We start from the raw sequence: 24604 nt of genomic DNA, 5'->3' as shown, positions 1-24604 counted from the left end.
GAACCCCGATGAACCGGATCGACTGGAACACGCTCGACGAGACGGAGCGGACCAAGGCACTGGCACGCCCTGCGCGGGCGCAGGCGGCGGAGCTGCATGCGGGCGTCGCCGACATCATCGCCGCGGTGCGCGAGCGCGGCGACGACGCGCTGCGCGAGTTCGGCGCCAAATACGATCACTGCACGCTGGACGCCTTGCAGGTGACGCCGCGCGAGTTTGCCGAGGCCGAAGCGGCACTCACCGAATCGCTCAAGGCGGCGATCCGTGAAGCGATCGGGCGGGTCGAGACCTGGCACCGTGCGGCGGCGCTGCCGCCGGCTGCGGTGGAAACCGCGCCCGGCGTGCACCTCGAACGCATCGTGCGTCCGGTGGGGCGGGTTGGCTTGTACGTGCCGGCGGGCAGTGCGCCGCTTCCGTCGACGGCGGTGATGCTGGGCGTGCCCGCACGCATTGCCGGCTGTCCGCAGGTGGTGCTGTGTTCCCCGGCGCGGACGGATGGGCGGTGCGACGCTGCCGTGCTGTACGCCGCGCAGCTCACCGGCGTGCATCAGGTGTTCAAGGCAGGCGGTGCGCAGGCCATCGCCGCCATGGCCTATGGCACCGCGAGCGTACCCAAGTGCGACAAGCTGTTCGGCCCCGGCAATGCGTGGGTGACGGAAGCCAAGCTGCAGGTTGCGGCCGACCCCGATGGCGCCGCCATCGACATGCCGGCCGGCCCGTCCGAGGTGCTGGTGATTGCCGATGCCGACGCCAACCCGGTATTCGTGGCCGCCGATCTGTTGTCGCAAGCCGAGCACGGCCCGGATTCGCAGGTGATTCTGCTCAGCCCGTCGGCGGCGTTGCTCGATGCCGTGGCGGTGGAAGTCGAACGCCAATGCGCCGAGTTGCCGCGGATCGCCATCGTGCGCAAGTCGCTTGCGCGCAGTCGGCTGATTCTCGTCGCCTCGCTGGCACAGGCGGTGGAAGTCAGCAACCGCTATGCGCCGGAGCACCTGATCATCCAGGTGAATGATCCGCGCAGCCTGTTGTCCGGCATCCAGAGCGCGGGCGCGGTGTTTCTCGGCGCGTGGGCGCCCGAGTCGGTGGGCGATTACTGCAGCGGCAGCAACCACGTGTTGCCGACCTACGGCCACGCGCACAGTTACAGCGGCGTATCGGTGGCGAGCTTCCAGAAGCAGATCACGGTGCAGGAGCTGAGCGCCGATGGCTTGCGTGCCATCGGCCCGTGCACGGCAACGCTGGCGGCGGCTGAACAACTCGACGCTCACCGCCGTGCGGTGACGTTGCGTCTGGCGACCCTGGAGCGAACGGCATGAACGTGCTCGATCTGGCGCGGCCGGAAATCCGCGCACTCACGCCATATTCCTCTGCGCGCATGGAAGCCCGCGGCGGCGCGGTGCTGCTCAACGCCAACGAATCCGCGTGGCCGCCCACGGGCGACACCGGCATCGGGTGCAACCGTTATCCCGAGCCGCAGCCGCCGGAGCTGGTTGCGGCCCTGGCGCGTTTGTACGGTGTGCGCGAGGCGCAGCTGCTGGTGGGGCGGGGCAGCGACGAAGCCATTGACCTTTTGATGCGCGCGTTTTGCCGCGCCGGGCACGACGCGATCGTGATCCAGCCGCCCACTTTTGGCATGTACGCAGTGAGTGCACATATCCAGGGCGCCGAGGTGATCACGGTGCCGTTGGGTGCGGATTTTGCGCTGGACGTCGAAGCCACGCTGGCCGCGGTAACGCCTGCGGTCAAGCTGGTGTTCGTGTGCACGCCGAACAACCCGACCGGCACCCAGGTGCCACGGCGCGATCTCGAACGGCTGGCACAGGGGCTTGCCGGTCGCGCCTTGCTGGTGGTCGACGAGGCGTATGTCGAATTTGCCGACGAGGCCGGCATGGCCGACGCGCTCGACCGCTTTGAGCACCTGGTGGTGCTGCGCACGTTGTCCAAGGCGTGGGCGCTGGCCGGTGCGCGCGTCGGCTGCCTGTTGGGGCATCCGGACGTGGTGGCCTTGTTGCGGCGGATCATGGCGCCGTATCCGCTGCCGCGGCCGAGCGTGGCGGCGGCGCTGCTGGCGCTGTCCGGCTGGGGGCAGACCAACGCCCGGGCGCATCTGATGGTGGTGCGCAACGAGCGTGCGCGCGTGGGCGCCGCATTGGCACGGATGGACGGTGTGCACGCGGTATTGCCCTCGCAAGCCAATTTCCTCACGGTGCGGTTTGCCGATGCCTCCGACGCTTTCGCGCGCTTGTCCGCGGCGGGCATCGTGGTGCGCGACGTACGCCGCTACCCCGGCCTGGAGGACGCCTTGCGCATCACCATCGGCACGCCGCAACAGAACGACGGTGTGCTGGCGGCGTTGCGCGGGCCGGTGGCGGAGGTGCTCGCATGAGCGCGCGCAAACTGTTGTTCGTCGATCGCGACGGGTGCGTCATCGAGGAACCGGCGGATGGCCAGATCGACAGCTATGAAAAACTCGCCCTGCTGCCGGAGGTGGTCGCCGCGCTGCAGCGGTTCGTCGGCGCCGGCTACGAGCTGGTGATGGTGACCAACCAGGATGGCCTCGGCACGCCGTCGTTTCCCGAAGCAAGTTTCCGTGGGCCGCAGGAGCTGCTGCTGCGCCTGCTGGCATCGCAGGGCGTGCGTTTTCGCGAGGTGCTGATCGATCGCAGTTTCGACTACGAAGGCAAGGACACGCGCAAGCCCGGCGTCGGCCTGATGCGCGCGTACCTTGCCGACGACGGCTGGAGCCGCGCCGCGTCGGCAATGGTGGGAGATCGCGAAACCGACCTGCAGTTTGCCGCCAACCTCGGCGTGCGCGGATTTCGCGTCGGGCCGCACGGCCTTGGCTGGAACGAGATCGCGCATCGCGTGCTGGATGCGCCGCGCATCGGCGAGGTGGTGCGCGACACACGCGAAACGCGCATCCGCGTGCGCGTCGATCTGGACCGCGTGGCCGATCCGCAGGTGCACACCGGGCTCGGCTTTTTCGACCACATGCTGGAGCAGGTCGGCAAGCACGGCGGCTTTGCGCTGGAACTCGAATGCCAGGGCGATATCCACATCGACGATCACCACAGTGTGGAGGATTGCGCGCTGGCCCTCGGGGCGGCACTGAAGCAGGCGCTGGGCAACAAGCGCGGCATCGCACGCTACGGCTTCTCGCTGCCGATGGACGAGAGCGCCGCCGATGCCCGGCTTGACCTTTCCGGGCGTCCGTACTTCGCGTTCGATGGCACCTTTCCACGCGAGCGCGTGGGCGAGCTGGCGGTGGAAATGGTGCCGCACTTTTTCCGCTCGCTGTGCGAGGCGCTGGGCGCGAACCTGCATCTTTCCGTGCGTGGCGACAACGCGCACCACATGGTGGAGGCGTGCTTCAAGGTGGTCGCGCGCACGCTGCGCCAGGCCATCGCGCGCCAGGGCGACGAGCTTCCCAGCACCAAGGGCTTGCTCTGATGCGGGTGGTACTGGTCGATGCCGGCGGCACCAACATCGGCTCGGTGCGCTACGCCTTGCGACGCCTCGGCGTGGAGACGGCGCTCACGGCGGATGCGGCGGCCATTCGCAGCGCCGACCGCGTGATCCTGCCGGGCGTGGGCGCGGCCGGCCCCGGCATGGCGCGCCTGCATGAGCTTGGCTTGGTCGAAGTGCTGCGTTCCCTGACGCAGCCGGTGCTGGGCGTGTGCCTGGGCATGCAGCTTTTGTGTGCGCATCTGGACGAGGGCAACGTCGAGGGCCTCGGATTGATTCCGGCACGCGTGGGCCACTTGGTCGCGCGCGCCGAGCTGCGTGTGCCGCACATGGGCTGGAACACGCTGCGTGCGGTCGCGCCGCACCCGTTGCTGGCGGGCCTGGAGGCAGGCGATCAGGCGTATTTCGTGCACAGCTATGTGGTGCCGGTCGGGCCGTGGACGCTGGCGACCGCGGAATACGGCGAGCCGTTTTCTGCTGTGGTCGCACACCGCAACTTTTTCGGCATGCAATTTCATCCGGAGCGCTCGGCTAAAGTCGGCGCCCGCTTGCTCGGGAATTTTCTCCGACCATGACGTTTACCGTTATCCCTGCCATCGACCTGCGCGGCGGCCACGTGGTACGCCTGAAGCAAGGCGATTACGCCCAGCAGACCACCTATGCCGACGATCCGCTCGGCGTAGCGCAGCGCTATGCGGAAGCGGGCGCAACGTGGCTGCACGTGGTCGACCTCGACGGCGCCCGTGCCGGCCAGTTCGACAACCTTGCCGTCATCGAGGCGCTGGCCCGGGTCGGCATGCAGGTGCAGGCCGGCGGTGGCGTGCGTACGGAGGCCGACGTGCGTCGCCTGCGCGACGCCGGCGTGGCCCGCGTCGTGGTCGGCAGTGTTGCCATCCGCGACCCGCAGCAGGTGGTGACGTGGCTTGCCGATTTCGGTGCCGAACACTTGACGATTGCGCTGGACACCCGCCGCGTCGATAACCGCTGGACGTTGCCCAGCGCCGGCTGGACCCAGGTCGAAGCCGGCACACTCGACCAGCTCGCGCCCTGGTATGCCGCACGCGGCGCGCAGCATCTGCTGTGCACCGATATCGACCGCGACGGCATGCTCGCCGGCTGCAACCTCGACCTGTACCGGCATCTTGCCGCCAGCGTGCCGACGCTGCAGGTGCAGGCGTCCGGCGGCGTGCGTGCGCTGGGTGACATCCGCGCCGCGCGCGCTGCCGGCGCCACCGGGGTCATCCTTGGTCGCGCCTTGCTCGAAGGCCGGTTCACCTTGCGCGAGGCGCTGGCATGCTGAGCCGGCGCATCATTCCCTGCCTCGACGTGCGCGATGGCCAGGTGGTCAAGGGCGTGCAGTTTCGCAACCACGTGGTGATGGGCGGTATCGTCGACCTCGCGTTGCGCTACCGCGATGAAGGCGCCGACGAGCTGGTGTTCTACGACATCACCGCCAGCCCGGAAGGGCGCAGCGTGGATCGCGCGTGGGTGGAAAAGGTCGCGCGCGTCATCGACATTCCGTTTTGCGTGGCCGGTGGCATCCGTTCGGTGGCCGATGCACGCGCGGTGCTGCACGCCGGGGCGGACAAGATTTCGGTGAATTCTCCGGCGCTCGAACGTCCCGGCCTGATCGACGAGCTGGCAGCGGCATTCGGCGTGCAGTGCGTGGTGGTCGGCGTTGATTCGCTGCGCGATGCGGATGGCGAGTGGCGCGTGCGCCAGTACACCGGCGACCCCTCGCGCACGCAGGCCCTGCGCCGGCGCACGCTCGACTGGGTGGCCGAGGCGCAGCGCCGTGGCGCGGGCGAGATCGTGCTCAATTGCATGGGCAGCGACGGCGTGCGCGCCGGCTACGATCTCCCGCAGCTCAAGGCGGTGCGTGCGTTGTGCACGGTGCCGCTGATTGCCTCGGGCGGCGCTGGCGCCCCGGAGCATTTCCGCGATGCGTTCCGCGCGGCCGATGTCGACGGTGCACTCGCCGCCAGTGTGTTCCATTCCAGCGCCATCGCCATCCCCGATTTGAAGCACCAGCTGGCTGCCGCGGGCATCCCGGTGCGGTTGTAGGCAAGGAAACAAACCATGAGTGCGATGCATACCGATCTTTCGCGACTGGACTGGGCCAAGGGCGACGGCCTGGTGCCGGCCGTCGTGCAGCACGCGGCCAGTGGCGAGGTGCTGATGCTCGGCTACATGAACGCCGAGGCGCTGGCGGCGACGCAGTCCAAGGGGCTGGTGACGTTTTGGAGCCGCAGCAAGCGGCGATTGTGGATGAAGGGCGAAACCTCGGGCAACGTGCTGTCGGTGGTGTCGATCCGCGCCGATTGCGATGCCGACACGCTGTTGATCGCCGCCACGCCCAGTGGCCCGACCTGCCATACCGGCAGCTTCAGTTGTTTTGGCGACCGCGGCGAGGTGCGTCCGCCGCTGGGCTTTCTTGCCGAGCTGGATGCGCTGGTCGCCACGCGCGATGTCGAACGCCCGGCCGGCAGCTACACCACGAAGCTGTTCGAATCCGGCGTGCGCCGGATGGCGCAAAAGGTGGGCGAAGAAGGCGTGGAAACGGCATTGGCCGCGGTGGTGCAAGGCGACGAGGAACTGCTTGGCGAGGCGGCGGATCTGCTGTTTCACCTGACCGTGGTGTTGCGCGCCCGCCACCTCGGGCTGGGCGAGGTGGCGGCCGTGCTGGCGCGCCGTCACGCGGAGCGCGAAGCAAGCGCCAAAAACTGAATCAGGGCGCCGCGGACGATGCGGCGGGCGCCGGCGCAAACGGCACGGGCGGGCCGGGTTTGACTCCTTTGCGCCACGCCGCAAGCTGTGCCTGGATGCCGCCGCCGGCGTCCATCTGCGGCTCCGACGGGGGGAGCTTGTCCTGTCGTTCCCAGCCGGCGATTTCGGTTTTCGCGATGCCGAAGGCCGCCAAAAAACTATCCGTGTGGTTGAGCCCATCGACCAGCCATGCATGGCCGAAATACGTGAGCTCGGATTCGCTGCCGCAACCAAACGAGCTGCGATCGCTGCGGGCGGCGGTCAGTACCAGCGTGCCCGGCGCATGCAGCGGCGGGATGAAGCCGCCCGAGTAGCAGGCATTGACCACGACGACTTTCCAGTCGAACGTGTGCTCCTTGAGAATGCCGGCGAGGTCGTTGGCGTCGATCTGGTCCAGCGGCAGTGGATCCATGTCCACCAGCAGTTGGTGATCCTCGCTGCCATGGGTGGCGAGGTAGAGCATCAGGATGTCGTCGGGGTGCATGACCTTGGCCAGGCCATCCAGCGTGCCTTCGAGGTTGCTCCACGTCGCCAACGGGCGCGTGGCGAGCGGGGCCGGGTTGTTCTCCAGCACCAGCACATGGGTGCTGGGACCGAGGCGGGCAGGGAAGGCGCGCGCGATGTATTCGACTTCGTTGCGAAAGACGTCCTCGCCGCCGTCGCCGGCAAACGCGACGACATACAGATTGGGGGTGCCGGGCACACGTGGCGTGAGTTTGGCCAGCGCAGTACGCACCAATCCGGCTTGCGCGTAAAGCACCTGCTCGGGCGTTGGTGCGTCGGCCGGCCAGCCGGCGGCGGTGTCATCCCCGCTGTCGGCCGTGTTGGCGGCGCTCGCTGGCGTGGCCGTGGATGCCGCTACCGGGGTCGATGGCCACCGCGGCGACCAGAGCGTCAGCAATACGCCGGCAGCAAAGGCAAGCAGGGTGATGACGATGGTGCGCATGGTTCAGGGCGTGATCGCGTCGAAATCCGCGTACACCGGGTGGCGCGGGTGCGGTGGGCGTGGCTGCGGCGGGCGCACCAGCCAGCCGGTTTGCAAGCCGGCGGCGTGGGCGGCATCCAGCTCTTCGACAATGTCGGACAAGAACAGGATGCGCTCGGGGGCCTCGTCGATGGCGGCTGCGATCGTGGCGTAGGACGCCGCTTCGCGCTTGGGCCCGGAGGTGGTATCGAAGTAGCCGCTGAACAGCGGTGTCAGGTCGCCTGCTTCGCTGTAGCCAAAAAACAGCCGCTGCGCCGCGACCGAGCCGGACGAGTACACATACAGCCGCAGTCCCGCCGCTTGCCAGGCGCCGAGACGTGCCGGGACCTCGGCATAAACGTGGGCGCGGTAGTCGCCGGCGACATAGCCATCGCGCCAAATCATGCCTTGCAGTGCCTTGAGCGCGGTCGACTTGCGATCCTCGTCAATCCAGCGCAGCAGCAGTTCGATCACGCCCTGGCGTGCCGCCTCGACCAGCCCAACCTCACGCGCGGCCTCATGCAGCCAGTGCTGCACTTCAGGCTGGTCGCCATGGGTTTCCACAAAGGCGGGCAGGCGCTTGCGCGCGTACGGAAACAGCACGTCCTTGACGAAATGGATCGAGCTGGTGGTGCCTTCGATATCGGTGAGTACGACGCGGACGGGGGGCATGCGGCGAATCCCGGAAAGGGCCCCCAGTTTACCGGGCGTGCCGTTTTATGCGCCGGTCGCAATGGGCTGCATGCGCGGGAAGCCCTTGGCGATGTCACTGCCGGTGTAGGTCGCGACCCACCCTTCCTTGTTGGTAAACAGGCGGATGGCGACGAAATATGGTGCCTCGCTCATATCGAACCAGTGGCGGGTGCCGTCCGGCACGCCAATGAGATCCCCGGCTTCGCACAGCACGGCATACACCTTGCCGCCAAGGTGCAGGGTGAACTGGCCGGCTCCGGCTACGAAGAACCGCACCTCATCCTCGCTGTGGGTGTGCTCGGAGAGGAATTTCTCACGCAGCGACGCGCGGTCGGGATGGTCGGGCTTGAGGCTGATGACGTCGACGGCCTGGTAACCCTCCTCGCGCATCAGACGGTCGATGTCGCCGCGGTAGGCGGCGATCACTTCCTCCTGGCTGGCGCCGGGGGCGATCGGCTGGTTCGCGGCCCACTGCTCGAAGCGTACGCCGACCTGGGCCAGCTCGCGCTTGATCGCAGCGTGATCTGTCCAATCCGCAACCGGCGTGGTGGGGCGATGTTCGTCAAAAATGCGCAGGCGGCTCATGGTGACAATCTCCTCAGATCCAGTTCGCAATCAAGCAGGAATTCCAATGCTTCGAGATGTCGCTGCGCCTCAGCCATGTCGCGGCCCCAGGTGTAGAGGCCGTGGCCGTCGATCAGGTAGGCCGCCAGCGGCTTGTCGGCATCGAGCCAGGCCTTCACTTGGGCCACCAGCTCGGGCATGTGCTGGGTATTGGGAAACACCGGGATGACGAGCGTGTCGGCATGCGTGGTGATGCCGGCGATCGCCTTCTGCAGCTCCCAGCCCTGGAGCCGCACCTCGCCGGCGCGTGCGTACAGGCGCGAAGCGACGCTCTGCACATGCGAGTGCGTATGCAGCACGACGCCGATGACAGGCATGCGGCGGTAAATCTGCGTGTGCAGTGCGGTTTCAGCGCTGGGATGGGCATTGGTGCCGACCGGGTTGCCATCCAGGTCGACCAGCATGATGTCGTCGGCGCGCAGCTTGCCCTTGTCGCGTCCCGAAATCGTGATGACAATGTGCGCGGCGTCCACGCGCAGCGAAAAGTTGCTGCTGGTGGCTGGCGTCCAGCCACGCTCAGCCAGGTTGCGCGCAGCATTGGCGATGGCTTCGGCACATGCACGAAAGACGGTGGGCGATATCGAGTCGGGCAGCTGCTGGCTCATGCAAATGGACGTCCAAACGAGTGGCTGACTATACACCAAGGCCACCGGCACCAGTCGTGGTTAATGCGTTCCATTCGCGCCTTGTATGGTGTGCGCGGCGTAGGATCAACCCGATTCCGCCATTCGCGAATGGCGGCCTGCATGCCAACGACGGAGGTTTTTCATGTCGCACGAAGAGAGCAACGAGTCGCGTCGCCGTTTCCTCAAGGTGGCTGCCGGCACCACGGCTGCCGCGGTGGTGTTGGGCGGGCTGCCTACCATGGCGCGCAGCGCCGACTTGCCGCACGTGACGGCAGCGGACCCGACGGCCAAGGCACTCGATTACATCGACGACGCCGCAAAGACCAAGAACCCCAAGCACAAGGCGGGCGACAATTGCGCCAACTGCCAGTTCTACTCGGGCGGTGCGACCGGCTACGGCCCGTGTGCCTTGTTCCCCGGCAAGTCGGTGAGTGCAAAGGGCTGGTGTGTGTCGCACGCGCCCAAGGCGCACTGATCGAACACGCCACGCGTTCATCACGATGAAAGAAAACGGCCGGCATTTGCCGGCCGTTTTCGTATCGGGTTTGCCGGCGCTGTGCTGCCAGCAGAAAAGTGCTGCCCGACGCATCAGGCTGAGGAGCTGCCTACCTGACACGCCGGGCGGCGATCCGGGGCCCACTGCCAAGTGATCAACCCACGGGCCGAGGATCATAACCCGCGCCGCCGTGAATAGGCTGTTCGTGCGCGGATTTCTTTGTCGATAACGCCGTAATACGCCCCAGTATCAACGATCTACAATAAAACCTTGATGTTGAACATGACGGTCAGGAGACGAAACGCCAACCTGGACCTACTGCGGGCGAAGATGCCGAAAGATCCTGTATCAATCGGCGGCGTTCACTGAAGTTGCGGCAGATTTGCGTTGATGCAGGTAGCTATGCCGGTAGCCGTAGGCGAAATAGATCACCAGGCCGATGACCGTCCAGATGCTCATCAGCGCCCAGTTGTACCAGTTCTCCCAGTACAGCAGCGTGGCGCAGGAAAGCACGCCCAGCACGCAAGTGACTGGCGCCCACGGCACGCGGAAAGTGCGCGGCAACTCCGGGTGGGTGTAGCGCAAGATCAGCACGCCGGCGCATACCGCGACGAAGGCGATCAAAGTGCCCATGGACACCAGGTCGCCGAGGATATCGAGCGGAAACACCGCAGCCAGCAACGCAATGCCAACGCCGGTGATCACCGTGTTGATGTGCGGCGTCTTGTAGCGTGGGTGGATTTTCGCAAACACTGGCGGCAAGAGGCCGTCGTTGCCCATGATCATGAAGATGCGCGGCTGCGCGATGATCATCACCAACACCACGGACGACAAGCCGATCAGCGCGCCGATCTCCACCAGCCAGCGCAGCCAGTTGAGTTCCGGATGCGCGCGTACGGCGGTGACTACCGGCTCGGTTGTACCCAACAGGTCGAACGGCAGCAGGCCGGTGATGACGGCGGCCATGCCCACGTAAAGCACGGTGCAGATCGACAGCGAAACGAGAATGCTGATCGGCAGGTCGCGCTGCGGGTTGCGGGCTTCCTGCGCGGCGGTCGAGGTGGCTTCGAACCCGATGTAGGCGAAAAACACGATGGTGGCGGCACGCATGATGCCTGACCAACCGTATTTCTCCGGCCCTTCGTTGGCGGGAATGAACGGGTGCCACAACTCGGGGTTCACGTACTGCCAGCCGGCCACGATCACGATCACGATCAGCCCCACCTTGAGGATGACCATCGCGAGATTCGCACCGCTTGATTCGCGGATGCCGACGTAGCACAACCACGTCAGCGCCAGCACGATCACCACGGCAGGCAGGTTGATCAGCGCGCCGGTCAGGATGAAATGGCTGTCGTGGTAGGCAATCGGTGCGTTGGTCAGCACGGCGGGTATGTGCAGGCCCATGTGGTCGAGCAAGCTGGTGAAGTAGCCGGTCCAGCTCACCGCAACCGCCGAAGCCGACACACCGTATTCGAGCACCATGTTCCAACCGATGAACCAGGCGGTCAGCTCACCCAGTGTGGCGTACGCGTAGGAGTACGAGCTGCCCGACATCGGGATCAGCGTGGCGAACTCCGCGTAGCACAGCGCGGTAAAGCTGCAGCACACGGCGGCAATGATGAAGGCGAGGATGATGGCCGGCCCGGCATGCTCGGCCGCAGCCTGCCCGGTGATGACGAAGATGCCGCCGCCGATCACCGCGCCAATCCCGAGCGCCGTCAGCCCCCACGGTCCGAGCGTCCGCTCCAGCGCCACACCATGGGCATCGCTGCCGTCAAAGTTGGTCTTGCAGGCAAACAGTTGCGTGAACATCGGGCTCCCGGACTATGCGCGAGGCGCGGTTGCAGCGTCAGTTGGAACCATTGCTGCGCGCGAGGTTGCTCTTGCGGTAGCCGTAGGCGAAGTACACCACCAGACCAATGCCGCCCCACACGAAGAAGGTGATGATCGCCTTCTCCGACAGGTTCAGGAACAGCAGCAGGCAACCGAGCACGGCGAGTGGGCATACCAGCCATGCGATGGGCGTGCGGAACGGCCGCGGGCGATCCGGCTGTGTACGGCGCAGGATCAGCACGCCGAGCGCCACCATCATGAACGCGAACAGCGTTCCGGAGTTGGTGATGTCGGCAAGGATGCCCACCGGGAACAGCGCACCGAACACCGCGACGAAGGTGCCGGTAATCAGCGTGATGATGTGCGGGGTATGGAACCGCGGATGGATCTTCGCGAGCCCCGACGGCAACAGGCCATCGCGTGCCATGGTGAAGAAGATGCGTGTCTGGCCGTAGGTCATGGTGAGGATGACCGACGGCAGGGCGATGCCCGCAGCCAGCCCGACGAGGTTGCCGAGCCGGTTGTAGTCGAGCAGACGCAGCACATGTGCCAGCGCCTCCTTGCTGCACACCAGCGGCTGCGCGGCATGTTCGCTGACCGCCGCGCACGCAGCGGCAAAGCCCGGGGTGCCGGGCTCGAATGCCACGCCGTGGGCATCCATCAACGGCTGCGAACCGACCGAGCCAACCGCGCCGTAGCTGACCAGGAGGTAGTACACTGTGCACACGCCAAGCGAACCGATCAGGCCGATCGGGATGTTGCGGTTCGGGTTCTTGGTTTCTTCCGCCGCGGTGGACACCGCATCGAACCCGATGTAGGCGAACACAATGGAGGCGGCGGCACCGAGCACGCCGATGCCGCCCATCGGGCTACCCCACCCATTGGGTACGAACGGCGTGAAGTTGGGATCTTTCACCGCCGGTATGGCGACGAACACGAATGCCGTCAGTGCGGCGATCTTGATCAGCACCAATACAGTGTTGACCGAAGCGGATTTCGAAGTGCCGACCACCAGCAGGCCGGTGACGGTGAGCCCGATCAGGCAAGCCAGCAAATTGAAGCTGCCGCCATCCATCGGCCCCACGCGCAGAAACTCGGGCAGCCCGTAGCCCGCGTGCACCAACAGTCCGTTGACGTACCCGGCCCAGCCGACGCACACCGTACTGGCAGCGATCGTGTATTCGAGCACCAGCGCCCAGCCCACGACCCAGGCGGTGCCCTCGCCGAGCACGCCATAGGTATAGGTATAGGCGGAACCTGCGACCGGCACCATCGAGGCAAGCTCGGCGTAGGCCAGTGCCGCCAGTGCGCAAATGATGGCGGCAATCACGAACGACACCATCATGCCGGGGCCGGCTTTCTGCCCCGCCTCGGCTGTCAATACAAAAATGCCGGTGCCGATGATGGCGCCGATGCCAAGCATGGTGAGCTGGAACGCACCGAGTTGGCGGGTAAGACCTTTTTTCTCCGCCGTGGCGATGATCTGGTCGATCGGCTTGACGCGCTTGAACAGCATGCATGGTTCCCCGTGGGACGACGACGTCGCGCGCGAACGGGCGCGCGATGCGTGGCGCAACGGGCCGGCGGACGGCCAACCATAGCGGAGCCGCGCGCACCGGTACAAGACGCGATGCAGCTAGAATGGCTGACCTTCCCGGTGTCCATGCCACAAGTCATGCCTGCGTTTTTTCCGCATCTTGCGGCTGCTTTTGCCGACTATCGCGCGCGGTATCCGGAGGAGGGCGAAGTCGTTGCCGATTTCGAATCCTTTCTTGCCTCCGATGCGGCCGTATTCGAGCGCCGGCACCAGGTTGGCCACTTCACCGGGTCGGCCTGGCTGGTGAGTGCGGACAGCGAACGGGTGCTGCTTACCCACCACCGCAAGCTCGGTCGCTGGCTGCAATTGGGCGGGCACGCCGATGGCGATACCGATCTTGCGCGGGTCGCGCTGCGCGAGGCGGACGAAGAGTCGGGGCTGCCCGGCTTGACGGTCGATGCGGAGATTTTCGATCTCGACGCGCATCGCATTCCGCCACGCGGCGATGAGCCGGAACATTGGCATTACGACGTGCGGCATGTCGTGCACGCCACAATCAGCGAGGACTTCGTCGTCGGTGCGGAATCGCTCGCGCTGGCCTGGCGCCCGATCAGCGACCTCGCGCTCGATGACCCCGACGCTTCAATGCAACGGATGGCGCGCAAGTGGATGAACCGGCCGCGCTGAGGGACTGCCTGGAAAGCAATACCGCTCCGGGTCGGGCCTCATCCGACGAGTGCTTGCCAAGAGCCTGTCGGGCCGAAGCCCGACCTCCGGAGGCGTGTCAGGCGGTCTCAGTCGCGTCGGCATAGCGCGCCGGTGCCGGGTTCACATGGCCGCACGCGGTGCAGGTGCGCGCTTCGGGCGAGCGGTAGTAGCGCTCGAACACCGGCGGGAAATCATGCTCGATGCTCTGGAGCGTGAAGTACTCCTCGTACAGCTTGTGATTGCACGCCTCGCAGTACCACAGCAGACCGTCCTTCTCGTGCGGCAGGCGCTTGCGTTCGATCACCAGGCCGACCGATTCCGGCATGCGTTCCGGCGAGTGCGGTACGCGCGGCGGCAGGTAGAACATTTCGCCGGCATGCAGGGGCAGGTCGCGCTTTTGCCCGTCGTCCTGCACGTGCAGCACCATCTCGCCCTCGAGCTGGTAGAAAAATTCCGGGCCTTCGTCCCAGTGATAGTCGGTGCGCGCGTTTGGCCCGCCGACGATCATCACGATGAAATCGCCGTCGACGATGCACTTGTTGCCAACCGGGGGCTTGAGCAGATGACGGTGGGTTTCGATCCATTGCTGGAGCGCGAACGGGGGAGTCAGGGACATGGCCGAAACCTGCGGGATGGCGTACGCCACAGAGGCATGCAGCGTAGTCGCCGGCGCCTGTATACCGAATGATTGAAATCAGGTTGACAGGTGCCCTGTGCGAACCGAACCCGTGTTCGACCGGGGCAGCACGCGGGCCGGAAGGCCCCGGCTCGCGTGCAATCTGTTTACAACGCTTCGAACACGCCCGCCGCGCCCATGCCAGTGCCGATGCACATGGTCACCATGCCGTACTTCTGTTTTTTCTGGCGCATGCCGTAAAGCATCGTCGCGATGCGGATCGAGCCGGTGGCGCCCAGCGGGTGGCCGAGTGCGATGGCGCCACCGTGTGGGTTGACCTTGGCCGGATCGAGGCCGAGGTCGTGGATCACCGCCAGCGATTGCGCGGCAAACGCCTCGTTGAGTTCGATCCAGTCGAGTTGGTCCTGCTTCATGCCGGTGAGCTTGAGCGCCTTGGGAATCGCTTCCTTCGGCCCGATGCCCATGATTTCCGGCGGCACGCCAGCTACCGAGAAGCCGACGAAGCGCGCCATCGGCGTCAGGTTGTAATCCTTCAGCGCCTGCTCGCTGGCCAGCAGCACGGCGCCGGCGCCATCCGACATCTGGCTGGAATTGCCGGCGGTCACCGTGCCGCCGAGCTTGCCGTTGCGGAACACGGTGCGCAGCTTGCCGAGCACTTCCGGCGTGGAGCCGGCGCGCGGGCCTTCGTCGTTTTCGATCAGGCGGGTGTCGCTCTTGATGCCGTGGGTGGCGAGATCCGGATAACGGTCATCCAGCTTGAACGGCGTGATCTCGTCCTTGAACAGGCCGGCGGCCTGCGCGGCCAGCGCGCGGCGATGGCTTTCCGCGGCGAACGCGTCCTGCTGCTCGCGGCTGATCTTCCAGCGCGTGGCGACGTTTTCGGCAGTGATGCCCATGCCGTAGGCGATGCCGATGTTCTCGTCCTTGAAGATGTCGGGGTTCATCGCGATCTTGTGGCCCATCATCGGCACCATGCTCATGCTTTCTGTGCCGCCGGCCAGCATCAGGTCGGCTTCACCGAGGCGGATGCGGTCGGCGGCCATCGCCACCGATTGCAGGCCCGAGGAGCAGAAGCGGTTCACGGTGACACCCGGCACGTGGTCGGGCAGGCCGGCGAGCAGCAGGCCGATGCGCGCGACGTTCATGCCTTGCTCGGCCTCCGGCATCGCGCAACCGATGATCACGTCCTCAATACGGCCTTTGTCGGCGCTTGGCGCTTGCGCCAGCACCCCGCGGATCACGTGCGCCAGCATGTCATCCGGGCGGGTATGGCGAAACACGCCGCGCGGTGCCTTGCCCACCGGCGTGCGCGTCACGGCAACGATGTAGGCGTCTTGTACTTGCTTGGTCATGAGCTTTCTCCGAGAGCCGGGATGCGGGATTGGGGATTCGATCGAAGCGGCTTGATGCGATCCAGAACCCGGTTGCGATGCCCGGCACTCTCAATAGTGTTGTGTGGAGTGGCCTCGGGATTCGGGATCGTGGCTTTTGCCCCATCCCGAATCCCGTATCTCGAATCTCAGTTCCTGAGCGGCTTGCCCGTCGTCATCGTGTGCGCAATCCGCGCCTGCGTCTTTTCGGTCTTGGCCAGCTCCACGAAGTATTTGCGTTCGAGGTCGAGCAGCCATTGTTCGTCGACTAGCGAGCCGCGTTCGATGTTGCCGCCGCACAGGGTGTCGGCGATGTGCGTGGCGATCAGTACGTCGTGCTCGGACGCGAAATAGCCGGCCTGCAGGTTGGCCAGTTGCGCCTGGAAGGTGGCGCGACCGACGTCGCCAGCAACCGGGATCGCGTGCTGGTAGAGCGGCGGGCGCCAGCCCGACTCGGCAAGCGACAGTGCGACCTTCTTCGCCACGTACAAGAGCTCGTCGGCGTTGAACACGACGACATCGCTGTCGCGCAGCAGACCGAGCTTCCTGGCGTCGAATGCGCTGGTGGAAGCCTTGGCCATCGCCACGGTTTCGAACACGTGCTTCAACCCTTCGAACGGATCGTCCGGATGGGACTTGGCGGCGCGGATCGCCAGCTCGTGCAGCCCGCCGCCGGCCGGCAGCAGGCCGACGCCGGCCTCGACCAGGCCGATGTAGCTTTCCAGCGCGGCCACTGTGCGTGCCGAATGCATCTGGAACTCGCAGCCGCCGCCCAGCGCCAACCCGCGCACCGCGGACACCACCGGCACGAGCGCATGCTTGATGCGCATGCTGGTGCGCTGGAAGTTCGCCACCATTTTCTCGAAGTCGTCAAAGCGGCCGGCTTGCAGCAGTCCGAGCGCGCCCTTGAGATCGGCCCCGGCGGAGAACGGTTCGCTGGTCTGCCAGATCACCACCGCCTTGAGCTGGTCCTCGGCGATGCCGATCGCGTGCTGCACGCCGTCCAGCACCTGGTCGTTCACCGTGTGCATCTTGGTCTTGAACGAGACAATGCCGACGCCGTCGTTGCCCAGCGTCCACAGCCGCACGCCATCGTTTTCCCACAGCGTCGTGCCGTGATCGAAGGTTTCGCCGAGGATTGGATCGGGGAACAACTGGCGGGCGTACACCGGGTGGGCGGAGCGCGGCTTGGCCTTGCCGTCGGCGGCCGACCATGAACCATCCTTGCCGTGCACGCCGGTACGTCCGTCGGTGACCCACGCTGGCAGCGGCGCCTTGCTCATGGCCTTGCCGGCCGCGATGTCCTCGGCGATCCAGCCGGCGACCTGCTGCCAACCGGCGGCCTGCCAGGTTTCGAACGGGCCGAGCTTCCAGCCGTAACCCCAGCGGATGGCGAGGTCGACGTCCCGCGCTGTGTCGGCAATGCTCGCGAGGTGATAGGCGCTGTAGTGGAAGAGATCCCGGAACGTCGCCCACAGGAACTGCGCCTGTTTATCCTGCGAGGCGCGCAGCTTGGCGAACTTCTCGGCCGGGTTCCTGATCGCAAGGATCGCGGCGACCTCATCCGACGCCTTCTGCTGCGACGGGCGGTAATCCTGCTTGGCGAGGTCGAGCACCACGATGTCCTTGCCGACCTTCTTGTAGAAACCGGCGCCGTTCTTCTGGCCGAGTGCGCCTTTTTCGATCAGCGTGGAGAGCCAGGTGGGCGCCTTGAAATACGAGTGCCACGGATCATCGGGCAGGGTGTCGGCCATGGTCTTGATGACGTGCGCCATGGTGTCCAGGCCGACCACGTCCGCCGTGCGGTAGGTGGCGCTCTTCGGGCGGCCGACGGCCGGGCCGGTCAGCGCATCCACCACGTCGAAGCCCAGGCCGAACTGTTCGGTGTGGTGCATGGTGGCCAGCATCGAGAACACGCCGATGCGGTTGCCGATGAAGTTGGGCGTGTCGCGCGCGATCACCACGCCCTTGCCGACGGTGGTGGTAAGGAAGGCTTCCAGCGCGGCGACGATGGCCGGGTCGGTGTGCCGGGTCGGCGTCAATTCGACCAGGTGCATGTAGCGCGGCGGGTTGAAGAAGTGCACGCCGCAGAAGCGGTGGCGCATTTCCTCTGGCAGCACGTCCGCCAGCCCGTTGATTGACAATCCCGAGGTATTGGAGCCGATCACCGCGGTCTTCGACAGATGGCCGGCGATCTTCTTGTACAGATCCAGCTTCCAATCCATCCGTTCGGCGATCGCCTCGATCACCAGGTCGACATCCTTGAGCAGATCAAGGTGCTCGTCGTAGTTGGCGGGGAGGATCGCCGCCGCCAGCGCCGGGTCGGCGAGCGGGGCGGGCGAGAGCTTCTTCAAATGCTCGATGGCTTTCAGCGCGATGCCGCTTTTCGGACCTTCCTTCGCGGGCAGATCGAACAGCAGGGTTTCCACGCCGGCATTGGTCAGGTGGGCGGCGATCTGCGCGCCCATGACGCCGGCACCGAGCACCGCGGCCTTGCGGATGTGCAGTGTCGCGGGAGAGGTAGATGGAGCAGTCATGAGGATTCTCCGAGCAAGGACAACAAGGAGTGCTGAGCAGCCACTCAAGGTGAACGCACGGCCGTAGCCGCGCGGTGAAAGGGGTCAGGACGCACTGAGGCCGGCGGCCGCAAAGCGGATGAGGTGTTGCGTGGTCTGTTCGCGATGCGCACGTTCGCTGACGTTGTCGCGGCGGCGGATCATGCCGAAGCCGGACATGGCGAGCGTCAGCGCGCCGGTCACCAGGTCGATGCGCCAGTACAGCTCTTCCTTGCTGAGGCCCGGCAGGAGGCGCGCGAACTCGGCGGTGAACTGGCGCATCACGTGGCCGTAGTTTTCCGACAGAAAGGTGCGCAGCGTGTCGTCATGCTCGGCGAATGCGCGCGCCAGCACGCGCATGAAAAGTGAGCCGCCGTTGTCGTGCGAGAGCTCCAGCGCGGGCCGGATGAACGCTGCCAGCACGTCTTCGAGTCGGGTCCCCGGTGCGCCGGATACTTTCGCCAGTGCGGCGAGGCGCTCGGTGTTGAGGGCATCGAGGCGGCGGCGAAACACCTGTTCCACCAGCTTGTCCTTGGAGCCGAAGTGGTAATTCACGGCAGCCAGGTTGACGCCGGCGGCGCTGGTCAGTTGACGCAGCGAAGCGCCATCGAAGCCGCGCTGCGCGAACAGCGCCTCGGCGGCGTTCAAGATGCGTTCCTTGGTGGAACCGGCTGGGTTCACGGCGCAGGCCTTCAGGCAGGTAACCGGACAAGTTCAAACGATCGTTTGAGGATACGCGGGCGCCTTTGTGGTCGTCAAATCAACGATCCACGCCGCGGCGACCGTGCTTGCCAATGCAGTAGAATCTGTCAAACTTCATTGGCTAAACCCGCATTTCCAGTCGGTTTTGGCTGTTTGCGGCACGATGCCGCCCCGCCGTTTTCCCTGTCTTCCCGGAGCATCCCATGGCGCTGGAGCGCACGCTTTCCATCATCAAACCCGACGCGGTTGCCAAAAACGTGATTGGCGAGATCTACAGCCGCTTTGAAAAGGCCGGGCTGCGCGTGGTCGCCGCCAAGCGCAAGCAGCTCTCGCGCGCCGAAGCCGAGGGCTTCTACGCGGTGCACAAGGAGCGCCCGTTCTTCAAGCCGCTGGTCGAGTTCATGACCTCCGGCCCGGTGATGATCCAGGTGCTGCAGGGCGAGAACGCGATCGCGAAGAACCGTGAGCTGATGGGGGCCACCAACCCGAAGGATGCTGCGCCCGGCACGATCCGCGCCGATTTCGCCGATTCGATCGACGCCAACGCGGTGCACGGTTCCGATGCGCCGGAAACCGCCAAGGTCGAGATTGCCTACTTCTTCGCCACCACCGAGATCCACGGCTGAGGCGTTCGTCGCCCGCCGCCAATGCCAAGCCGTGAACACCGTCGTCGCTACTCCCGCCAACCCGCCGCGAGCCGGCAAGGTCAACCTGCTCGATTTTGATCGCGACGGGCTGCGCGAATTCTTTGCGCAACTGGGCGAGAAACCCTATCGCGCCGACCAGGTGATGAAGTGGATCTACCACAACCTCGAGGACGACTTCGAGGCGATGACCGATCTGGGCAAGGCGCTGCGCACGAAACTGGCCGAGGTGAGCTGTATCGAGCGACCGAACACGCTGGTGGAGAAAGCCGCCACCGACGGCACGCACAAGTGGCTGTTGGGCATGAACCAGGGCAACGCGGTGGAAACCGTGTACATCCCGGAGCCCACCCGCGGCACGTTGTGCGTGTCCTCGCAGATCGGTTGCGCGCTCAACTGCCAGTTCTGTTCCACTGGCGCCCAGGGCTTCAACCGCAATCTCAGCACCGCGGAAATCATCGGACAGGTGTGGGTGGCGGCGAAGTATCTCGGCAACATCACCCATCAGACCCGGCGCATCACCAACGTGGTGATGATGGGTATGGGCGAGCCGCTGGCCAATTTCGACCATGTCGTGCGCGCGATGAAACTCATGCGCGATGACCTCGGGTTCGGGCTTGCCGCCAAGCGCGTCACGCTGTCCACCGCGGGCATGGTGCCGCAGATCGACAAGCTCTCCGAGGAGATCGACGTCTCGCTGGCGGTGTCGTTGCACGCCACCAACGACGAGCTGCGCACCGAGCTGATGCCGATCAACAAGCGCTATCCGCTGGCCGAGCTCATGGGCGCGTGCGACCGCTGGCTGGCGCGCAAGCCGCGCACCACGATCACCTTCGAATACACCTTGATGAAAGGCGTGAACGATCAGCCGTTGCATGCGAAGCAGTTGATCCGCTTCATGCGCCGGTACCCGACGTGCAAGGTCAACCTGATCCCGTTCAACCCGTTCCCGGGCACGCAGTTCAAGCGCTCCGAGACGAGCGTGATCGAGGCATTTCAGGCACAGTTGATGGCGGCCGGCGTTTTGACCATGCTGCGGCGGACGCGCGGCGAGGACATCGATGCCGCGTGCGGCCAGCTTGCCGGGCAGGTGAAGGATCGCACCCGGCGCAGCGCCGAGATCCGCAAACGCCAGAACGCCGAGGTGACGCATGCGCTGTGAACGGTTGCTGTGGTTGGGCCTTGCCGCGCTGCTCGGCGGTTGCGTCACCGTTGGCGGCAACAACGGAAACAACTACGGCGAAGGTTCCGGCAACCAGCGCGCTCCGAAGGTGGTCAGCGCCAGCAAGGCGCAGCAGCGGCGGGATGCGGCCCGCATCCATACCGAACTGGCCCAGCATTACCTCGCGCAGGGCGACCTGCAGGATGCGTTGGCAAAGTTGCAGCTCGCGCTGAAGTTCGATCCCGACTACGCCCCGGCGCACACCGTGATCGCGTACGTCTACGAACGGATCAACAAGGTGCCGGAGGCCGAGGCGAACTATCGCAAGGCGGAGGCGCTGGAGCCCACCAAGGGCGATACCAACAACAACCTCGGCCTGTTCCTGTGCCGCCACGGCAAGGAACAGGAGTCGATCGCCTATTTCAACAAGGCGGTAGCCGATCCGTTCTACAGCACGCCCGACGCGGCGCTGACCAATGCCGGCATATGCCAGATGAACGTCAGCAATATGACGGGTGCCGAGGCCAGTTTCCGTGACGCGATCGCACGTAATCCAAATAACGGTGATGCACTTTTCCACCTCGCCGAAGTACTCTATCGACAGGGGAACGCTTTTGGTGCACGTGCGTTCATCCAGCGCTTCGAGGCGCTGGGTAAGCCGACTGCGGCATCGCTTCAGCTCGGTTACGGCATCGAATCGCGCTTGGGCAACAAGGATGCTGCCCAGAACTATCTCAGGCGCTTGCACAGCCAGTTTCCGGGAGCGGAGCCGGCTCACGCCGCCAACAGCACTGCCAGTCACCCATGACCACCCTTCAGCCCTCCCTGCCCGGTCAGGACACGTCCGAGTGCGATCCAGTCGAACCGGCGGTTCACGCCGACACCGTATTCGATGCGCGTGCAATCGACGCCCACGCGGCGAACTTTGGCAACCGGCTGCGTGCCGCGCGCGAGGCGCAGGGGCTTGATCTGGATGCCTGCGCACAAGCGCTCAAGTTGCCGATACGCATCTTGCGCAAGCTGGAGCAGGGCGCCTACGAAGGTACGGATTCACGCGTTTATCTGGCCAGCTATCTCGAAAGCTACGGCCGCCATCTCGGGGTGGACGCGGCGGCGATCAACGCCGAAGTCGCCCTGCTGCGCCAGCCGGAGCCACCACTGATTGCCACCGGCGGCGTTTCGCACTCACGTTTTCTGTTCGACCGTTACCGTGCGGCAGCGACCTATGTCGTGCTGACCATGGTGATTGCGGTACCGACCATCTGGTTTGGTGTGCGCAGTACGCTGGATCGCGATCTCAGCCACTTGACGCCGCTTGATGCTTCGCCCGTCGCGCAGCAGGATACGCGGCCGGTGGTGCCCGCCCGGCGCGGCGAATCGACCCGGGGGATGCCGACGGCACCGGTGCATGCGGCGCCCACGCCCCAACCGGCGCAGGATCAACCTCTGTTGGCATCGATGGCGCCGTTCCCCACGCTCAACGACACCAGCACACCACCGCAAGCTGCGACACCGGCCGTTGCGCAAGGCGCGCATAGCCTCAGTCTTGAACTGGACGGCGCCAGCTGGGTGGCGGTGACGCAGCAGGACGGTACGCGATTGGAATACGGCCTCTTGCCGGCTGGCAGCAGCAAGACTTGGCATAGCGATCAGCCACTGGACGTGCGCATTGGCAATGCGCAGGGCGCCCAAGTGAGCATTGATGGCACAGCGGTGGCGCTGGACGCCTATCAACGCGCAAATGTTGCGCACTTCCAAGTGCAGATTGCCGACGGCAAGGCCAGCGCGGCAAATCTCTGATCCTGACTGAACTGCACACGCAAGCGGCGCCTGACGGGCGCCGCTTTCGGTTATGCTTCCGCATTCCCGATCTCGACTGGTGGGCTGACCGCACGCCCCGAGGCAGTCGGCCCGCGCGCGGTCGGCGCACGATTTTCCAACGGTGACCCTGATGGCACTTGACGACGCATACGACGACTACGAACAGAGTGAACGCGTGCAGCGCTGGCTGCGCGAAAATGGCGTGTCCATCCTCGTCGGCATCGTGATCGGCCTGGTCGGCATTTTCGGGCTGCAACAGTGGCGCCAACATCAGGCCAACAGCGAAGCGGCCGCCTCGGTGCTGTATCAGCAGGTACAGGTGACGTTGGCCAGCGACAAGCCGGCTGCGGCCACGGCCTTCATCGAAGAACTCAAGAAGGACTACGCCAAGTCGCCGTATACCCTGTTTGCGCTAAGCGATCAGGCGCGTCGGCAGGTTCAGGACCAGCAGCTCGCCAAGGCCAGCGCGTCGCTCGAGTGGGCGGCCGGCCATGCCAATGCGCCGCAACTCAAGGCGCTGATGCAGTTGCGCCTTGCGCGCGTGCAAATGGCCAACAACGACGCCAAGACGGCGTTGACCACGCTGGGAGGCATCGCGGTCGGGCAATACGCCGGCCTGGTGCAGGAACTCCGCGGCGATGCGCTGGTCCAGCTCGGGCGCGCACCTGAAGCGCGCAAGGCATACGAAGCGGCCATGGCGGCGTTGGGTGAAGATGCTCCGCAGCACGCCGTCTTGCAGATGAAGATTGACGATCTGGCCGTGGCCGGAAAGCAGGGTGCATGAAATCCGTGGTGAAGACAGGTGTGTGGGTCGTGGCTCTTGGCGCGCTGGTTGCGCTGGCCGGGTGCAATTCGTTCAAGAAAGCCAACCTGCAGCCGCCGACGCCGCTGGAAAAGCATTTCACGCCGACGGTGAAGGTGTCCAAGGTATGGAGCACGCACCTGGGTGACGGTGTCGGGCGCAGTGGCCTGCGCTTGCAGCCGGCCGTGGCCGATGGTGTGCTGTATGCCGACAGTACCGACGGCAAGGTGGCGGCGTTCGACGCGGCGAGCGGCAAGAAACTGTGGGAAAAAAGCAGCCGCACCAAGGGCTGGTTCGGCTGGGGCGACAAAAAGCGCGCGGATGCGCTGTATGCCGGTGGCCCGGCAGTGGCCGGCGACCTGTTGGTGGTCGGCACGCTGGATGGTCACGTCTACGCGATGGATGCCAAGAGCGGCAACCGCCGTTGGGAAGCCGAACTGACCGCGGAAGTGGTGGCCGCACCGGCCATCAGCGGCGACCTCGTCATTGTGCGCACCCAGGATGGCCGCGTTTATGGCCTGGATGCGGCAACCGGCACGCGACGTTGGGTTTACGACCAGGGCACTGTGCCGCTGCTCAGCTTGCGCGGAAACAGTGCGCCGTTGGCGGCCAACGGTGTGGTGTTCATCACCACCGATGACGGCAAACTGGTCGTGCTGCGCCAGGACAACGGCGAAAAGCTGTGGGAGCAGAAACTCGCCAATGGCGACGGACGCACTGATATCGAGCGCCTCGACGACGCCGATGGCAGTGTGTTGATTGAGGGTTCCACGCTGTACGCCGCGGCCTATCACGGCAATCTCACTGCCATTGATGGCCCGAGCGGGCGTCCGCTGTGGACGCATCCGTTCTCGACTTACACCGGGCTCGCGCTTGGCGGCAACTCGATCTACGGCGTCAATGACCAGGGTGAAGTCTGGGCATTTGATCGCGCCAGCGGCTCCGACATGTGGAAGAACGCCAAGCTGAAGTACCGCTGGTTGTCCGGCCCGGCAGTGCAGGGCGATTACGTGGTGGTCGGCGACATGTACGGCTACGTGCATTGGCTGCAGAGTGGCGACGGTGCCTTGGCCGCGCGCATGCGCCTTTCGAAGAAGGCGATCATGGCGCAGCCGGTGGTAGTGGGCGATCTGGTGTACGTCGAGGACGTTACCGGCCACATTGGCGCCTACCGTCTCGACCCGCACTGAACTCCG

At 65.4% G+C, this 24604-nt stretch carries 25 protein-coding genes; 15 read left to right on the top strand and 10 right to left on the bottom strand.

What is annotated here, in order from left to right:
* Nucleotides 1-8: 8 nt before the first annotated feature.
* From hisD to hisIE, 7 genes are read left to right on the top strand one after another with little or no spacing between them, the layout of a single operon-like run.
* The gene (gene hisD / locus AC3WP6_RS08805) at nucleotides 9-1316 is read left to right on the top strand and encodes a histidinol dehydrogenase (protein WP_492627349.1); all 1308 of its coding nucleotides are present in this window, start codon (nucleotides 9-11) and stop codon (nucleotides 1314-1316) included.
* Complete coding sequence (gene hisC, locus AC3WP6_RS08800; protein WP_492627348.1) at nucleotides 1313-2386, top strand: histidinol-phosphate transaminase; 1074 nt, start codon at nucleotides 1313-1315, stop codon at nucleotides 2384-2386. Before hisD ends, hisC begins: the two co-directional genes overlap by 4 nt.
* On the top strand, nucleotides 2383-3450 hold the full coding sequence (gene hisB, locus AC3WP6_RS08795) for a bifunctional histidinol-phosphatase/imidazoleglycerol-phosphate dehydratase HisB (RefSeq protein ID WP_492627347.1): 1068 nt from the start codon (nucleotides 2383-2385) through the stop codon (nucleotides 3448-3450). The genes hisC and hisB overlap by 4 nt, the downstream gene beginning before the upstream one ends.
* Nucleotides 3450-4040: an imidazole glycerol phosphate synthase subunit HisH gene (gene hisH / locus AC3WP6_RS08790; RefSeq protein WP_492627346.1), complete on the top strand. Its 591-nt coding sequence runs from the start codon at nucleotides 3450-3452 to the stop codon at nucleotides 4038-4040. Before hisB ends, hisH begins: the two co-directional genes overlap by 1 nt.
* The gene (gene hisA, locus AC3WP6_RS08785) at nucleotides 4037-4765 is read left to right on the top strand and encodes a 1-(5-phosphoribosyl)-5-[(5-phosphoribosylamino)methylideneamino]imidazole-4-carboxamide isomerase (RefSeq protein ID WP_492627345.1); all 729 of its coding nucleotides are present in this window, start codon (nucleotides 4037-4039) and stop codon (nucleotides 4763-4765) included. The genes hisH and hisA overlap by 4 nt, the downstream gene beginning before the upstream one ends.
* On the top strand, nucleotides 4759-5529 hold the full coding sequence (gene hisF / locus AC3WP6_RS08780; protein WP_492627344.1) for an imidazole glycerol phosphate synthase subunit HisF: 771 nt from the start codon (nucleotides 4759-4761) through the stop codon (nucleotides 5527-5529). The genes hisA and hisF overlap by 7 nt, the downstream gene beginning before the upstream one ends.
* Nucleotides 5530-5544: 15 nt before the next feature.
* Nucleotides 5545-6192, top strand: coding sequence for a bifunctional phosphoribosyl-AMP cyclohydrolase/phosphoribosyl-ATP diphosphatase HisIE (hisIE, locus tag AC3WP6_RS08775; RefSeq protein WP_492627343.1), 648 nt, complete (start codon nucleotides 5545-5547; stop codon nucleotides 6190-6192).
* A 1-nt stretch (nucleotide 6193) separates the two neighbouring features.
* Here hisIE and AC3WP6_RS08770 read toward each other — a convergent pair whose 3' ends face one another.
* From AC3WP6_RS08770 to AC3WP6_RS08755, 4 genes are read right to left on the bottom strand one after another with little or no spacing between them, the layout of a single operon-like run.
* The gene (locus tag AC3WP6_RS08770) at nucleotides 6194-7177 is read right to left on the bottom strand and encodes a C13 family peptidase (protein WP_492627342.1); all 984 of its coding nucleotides are present in this window, start codon (nucleotides 7175-7177) and stop codon (nucleotides 6194-6196) included.
* A 3-nt stretch (nucleotides 7178-7180) separates the two neighbouring features.
* Nucleotides 7181-7867, bottom strand: coding sequence for an acireductone synthase (gene mtnC / locus AC3WP6_RS08765; RefSeq protein ID WP_492627341.1), 687 nt, complete (start codon nucleotides 7865-7867; stop codon nucleotides 7181-7183).
* A gap of 45 nt (nucleotides 7868-7912) precedes the next feature.
* Nucleotides 7913-8473 (bottom strand): 1,2-dihydroxy-3-keto-5-methylthiopentene dioxygenase, encoded by a 561-nt coding sequence (locus tag AC3WP6_RS08760; protein ID WP_492627340.1) that lies wholly within the window; start codon nucleotides 8471-8473, stop codon nucleotides 7913-7915.
* Nucleotides 8470-9117, bottom strand: a complete 648-nt coding sequence (locus AC3WP6_RS08755) for a methylthioribulose 1-phosphate dehydratase (RefSeq protein WP_492627339.1) — start codon at nucleotides 9115-9117, stop codon at nucleotides 8470-8472. The genes AC3WP6_RS08760 and AC3WP6_RS08755 overlap by 4 nt, the downstream gene beginning before the upstream one ends.
* Before the next feature lie 163 nt (nucleotides 9118-9280).
* Here AC3WP6_RS08755 and AC3WP6_RS08750 point away from each other — a divergent pair, with 163 nt between their 5' ends.
* The gene (locus AC3WP6_RS08750; RefSeq protein ID WP_492627338.1) at nucleotides 9281-9613 is read left to right on the top strand and encodes a high-potential iron-sulfur protein; all 333 of its coding nucleotides are present in this window, start codon (nucleotides 9281-9283) and stop codon (nucleotides 9611-9613) included.
* 369 nt (nucleotides 9614-9982) lie between these two features.
* Here AC3WP6_RS08750 and AC3WP6_RS08745 read toward each other — a convergent pair whose 3' ends face one another.
* Together AC3WP6_RS08745 and AC3WP6_RS08740 are read right to left on the bottom strand one after the other, a co-directional pair.
* Nucleotides 9983-11449, bottom strand: a complete 1467-nt coding sequence (locus AC3WP6_RS08745; RefSeq protein WP_492627337.1) for an amino acid permease — start codon at nucleotides 11447-11449, stop codon at nucleotides 9983-9985.
* 37 nt (nucleotides 11450-11486) lie between these two features.
* Entirely contained in the window at nucleotides 11487-12986 is a 1500-nt protein-coding gene (locus AC3WP6_RS08740) for an amino acid permease (protein ID WP_492627336.1), read from the bottom strand.
* Between the two features lie 159 nt (nucleotides 12987-13145).
* Here AC3WP6_RS08740 and AC3WP6_RS08735 point away from each other — a divergent pair, with 159 nt between their 5' ends.
* Entirely contained in the window at nucleotides 13146-13694 is a 549-nt protein-coding gene (locus AC3WP6_RS08735; RefSeq protein ID WP_492627335.1) for an NUDIX hydrolase, read from the top strand.
* A gap of 97 nt (nucleotides 13695-13791) precedes the next feature.
* Here AC3WP6_RS08735 and AC3WP6_RS08730 read toward each other — a convergent pair whose 3' ends face one another.
* The 4 genes from AC3WP6_RS08730 to AC3WP6_RS08715 form a co-directional block, all read right to left on the bottom strand.
* On the bottom strand, nucleotides 13792-14331 hold the full coding sequence (locus AC3WP6_RS08730) for a 3-hydroxyanthranilate 3,4-dioxygenase (protein ID WP_492627334.1): 540 nt from the start codon (nucleotides 14329-14331) through the stop codon (nucleotides 13792-13794).
* 167 nt (nucleotides 14332-14498) lie between these two features.
* On the bottom strand, nucleotides 14499-15704 hold the full coding sequence (locus tag AC3WP6_RS08725; RefSeq protein ID WP_492627333.1) for an acetyl-CoA C-acyltransferase: 1206 nt from the start codon (nucleotides 15702-15704) through the stop codon (nucleotides 14499-14501).
* A 167-nt stretch (nucleotides 15705-15871) separates the two neighbouring features.
* Entirely contained in the window at nucleotides 15872-18259 is a 2388-nt protein-coding gene (locus tag AC3WP6_RS08720; RefSeq protein WP_492627332.1) for a 3-hydroxyacyl-CoA dehydrogenase/enoyl-CoA hydratase family protein, read from the bottom strand.
* Nucleotides 18260-18343: 84 nt separating this feature from the next.
* The gene (locus AC3WP6_RS08715; RefSeq protein WP_492627331.1) at nucleotides 18344-18958 is read right to left on the bottom strand and encodes a TetR/AcrR family transcriptional regulator; all 615 of its coding nucleotides are present in this window, start codon (nucleotides 18956-18958) and stop codon (nucleotides 18344-18346) included.
* 224 nt (nucleotides 18959-19182) lie between these two features.
* On the opposite strand from AC3WP6_RS08715, the gene ndk reads away from it, so the two are divergent.
* The 6 genes from ndk (at nucleotide 19183) to bamB (ending at nucleotide 24598) form a co-directional block, all read left to right on the top strand.
* Nucleotides 19183-19605 (top strand): nucleoside-diphosphate kinase, encoded by a 423-nt coding sequence (ndk, locus tag AC3WP6_RS08710; RefSeq protein ID WP_492627330.1) that lies wholly within the window; start codon nucleotides 19183-19185, stop codon nucleotides 19603-19605.
* A 31-nt stretch (nucleotides 19606-19636) separates the two neighbouring features.
* Nucleotides 19637-20785, top strand: coding sequence for a dual-specificity RNA methyltransferase RlmN (rlmN, locus tag AC3WP6_RS08705; protein ID WP_492627329.1), 1149 nt, complete (start codon nucleotides 19637-19639; stop codon nucleotides 20783-20785).
* On the top strand, nucleotides 20775-21593 hold the full coding sequence (gene pilW / locus AC3WP6_RS08700) for a type IV pilus biogenesis/stability protein PilW (protein WP_492627328.1): 819 nt from the start codon (nucleotides 20775-20777) through the stop codon (nucleotides 21591-21593). Before rlmN ends, pilW begins: the two co-directional genes overlap by 11 nt.
* Nucleotides 21590-22585, top strand: coding sequence for a helix-turn-helix domain-containing protein (locus AC3WP6_RS08695; protein WP_492627327.1), 996 nt, complete (start codon nucleotides 21590-21592; stop codon nucleotides 22583-22585). The genes pilW and AC3WP6_RS08695 overlap by 4 nt, the downstream gene beginning before the upstream one ends.
* Before the next feature lie 151 nt (nucleotides 22586-22736).
* Nucleotides 22737-23390: a YfgM family protein gene (locus AC3WP6_RS08690; protein ID WP_492627326.1), complete on the top strand. Its 654-nt coding sequence runs from the start codon at nucleotides 22737-22739 to the stop codon at nucleotides 23388-23390.
* A complete protein-coding gene (gene bamB / locus AC3WP6_RS08685; protein ID WP_492627325.1) occupies nucleotides 23387-24598 on the top strand; it encodes an outer membrane protein assembly factor BamB in 1212 nt (403 codons plus the stop codon). Before AC3WP6_RS08690 ends, bamB begins: the two co-directional genes overlap by 4 nt.
* The last annotated feature ends 6 nt before the right edge of the window (nucleotides 24599-24604 follow it).

Source organism: Rhodanobacter sp. FW106-HT46G03 (genome assembly GCF_058789895.1).
Note: the sequence above shows the minus strand (reverse complement) of the source record. Positions and strands in the feature narration are given on the sequence as shown.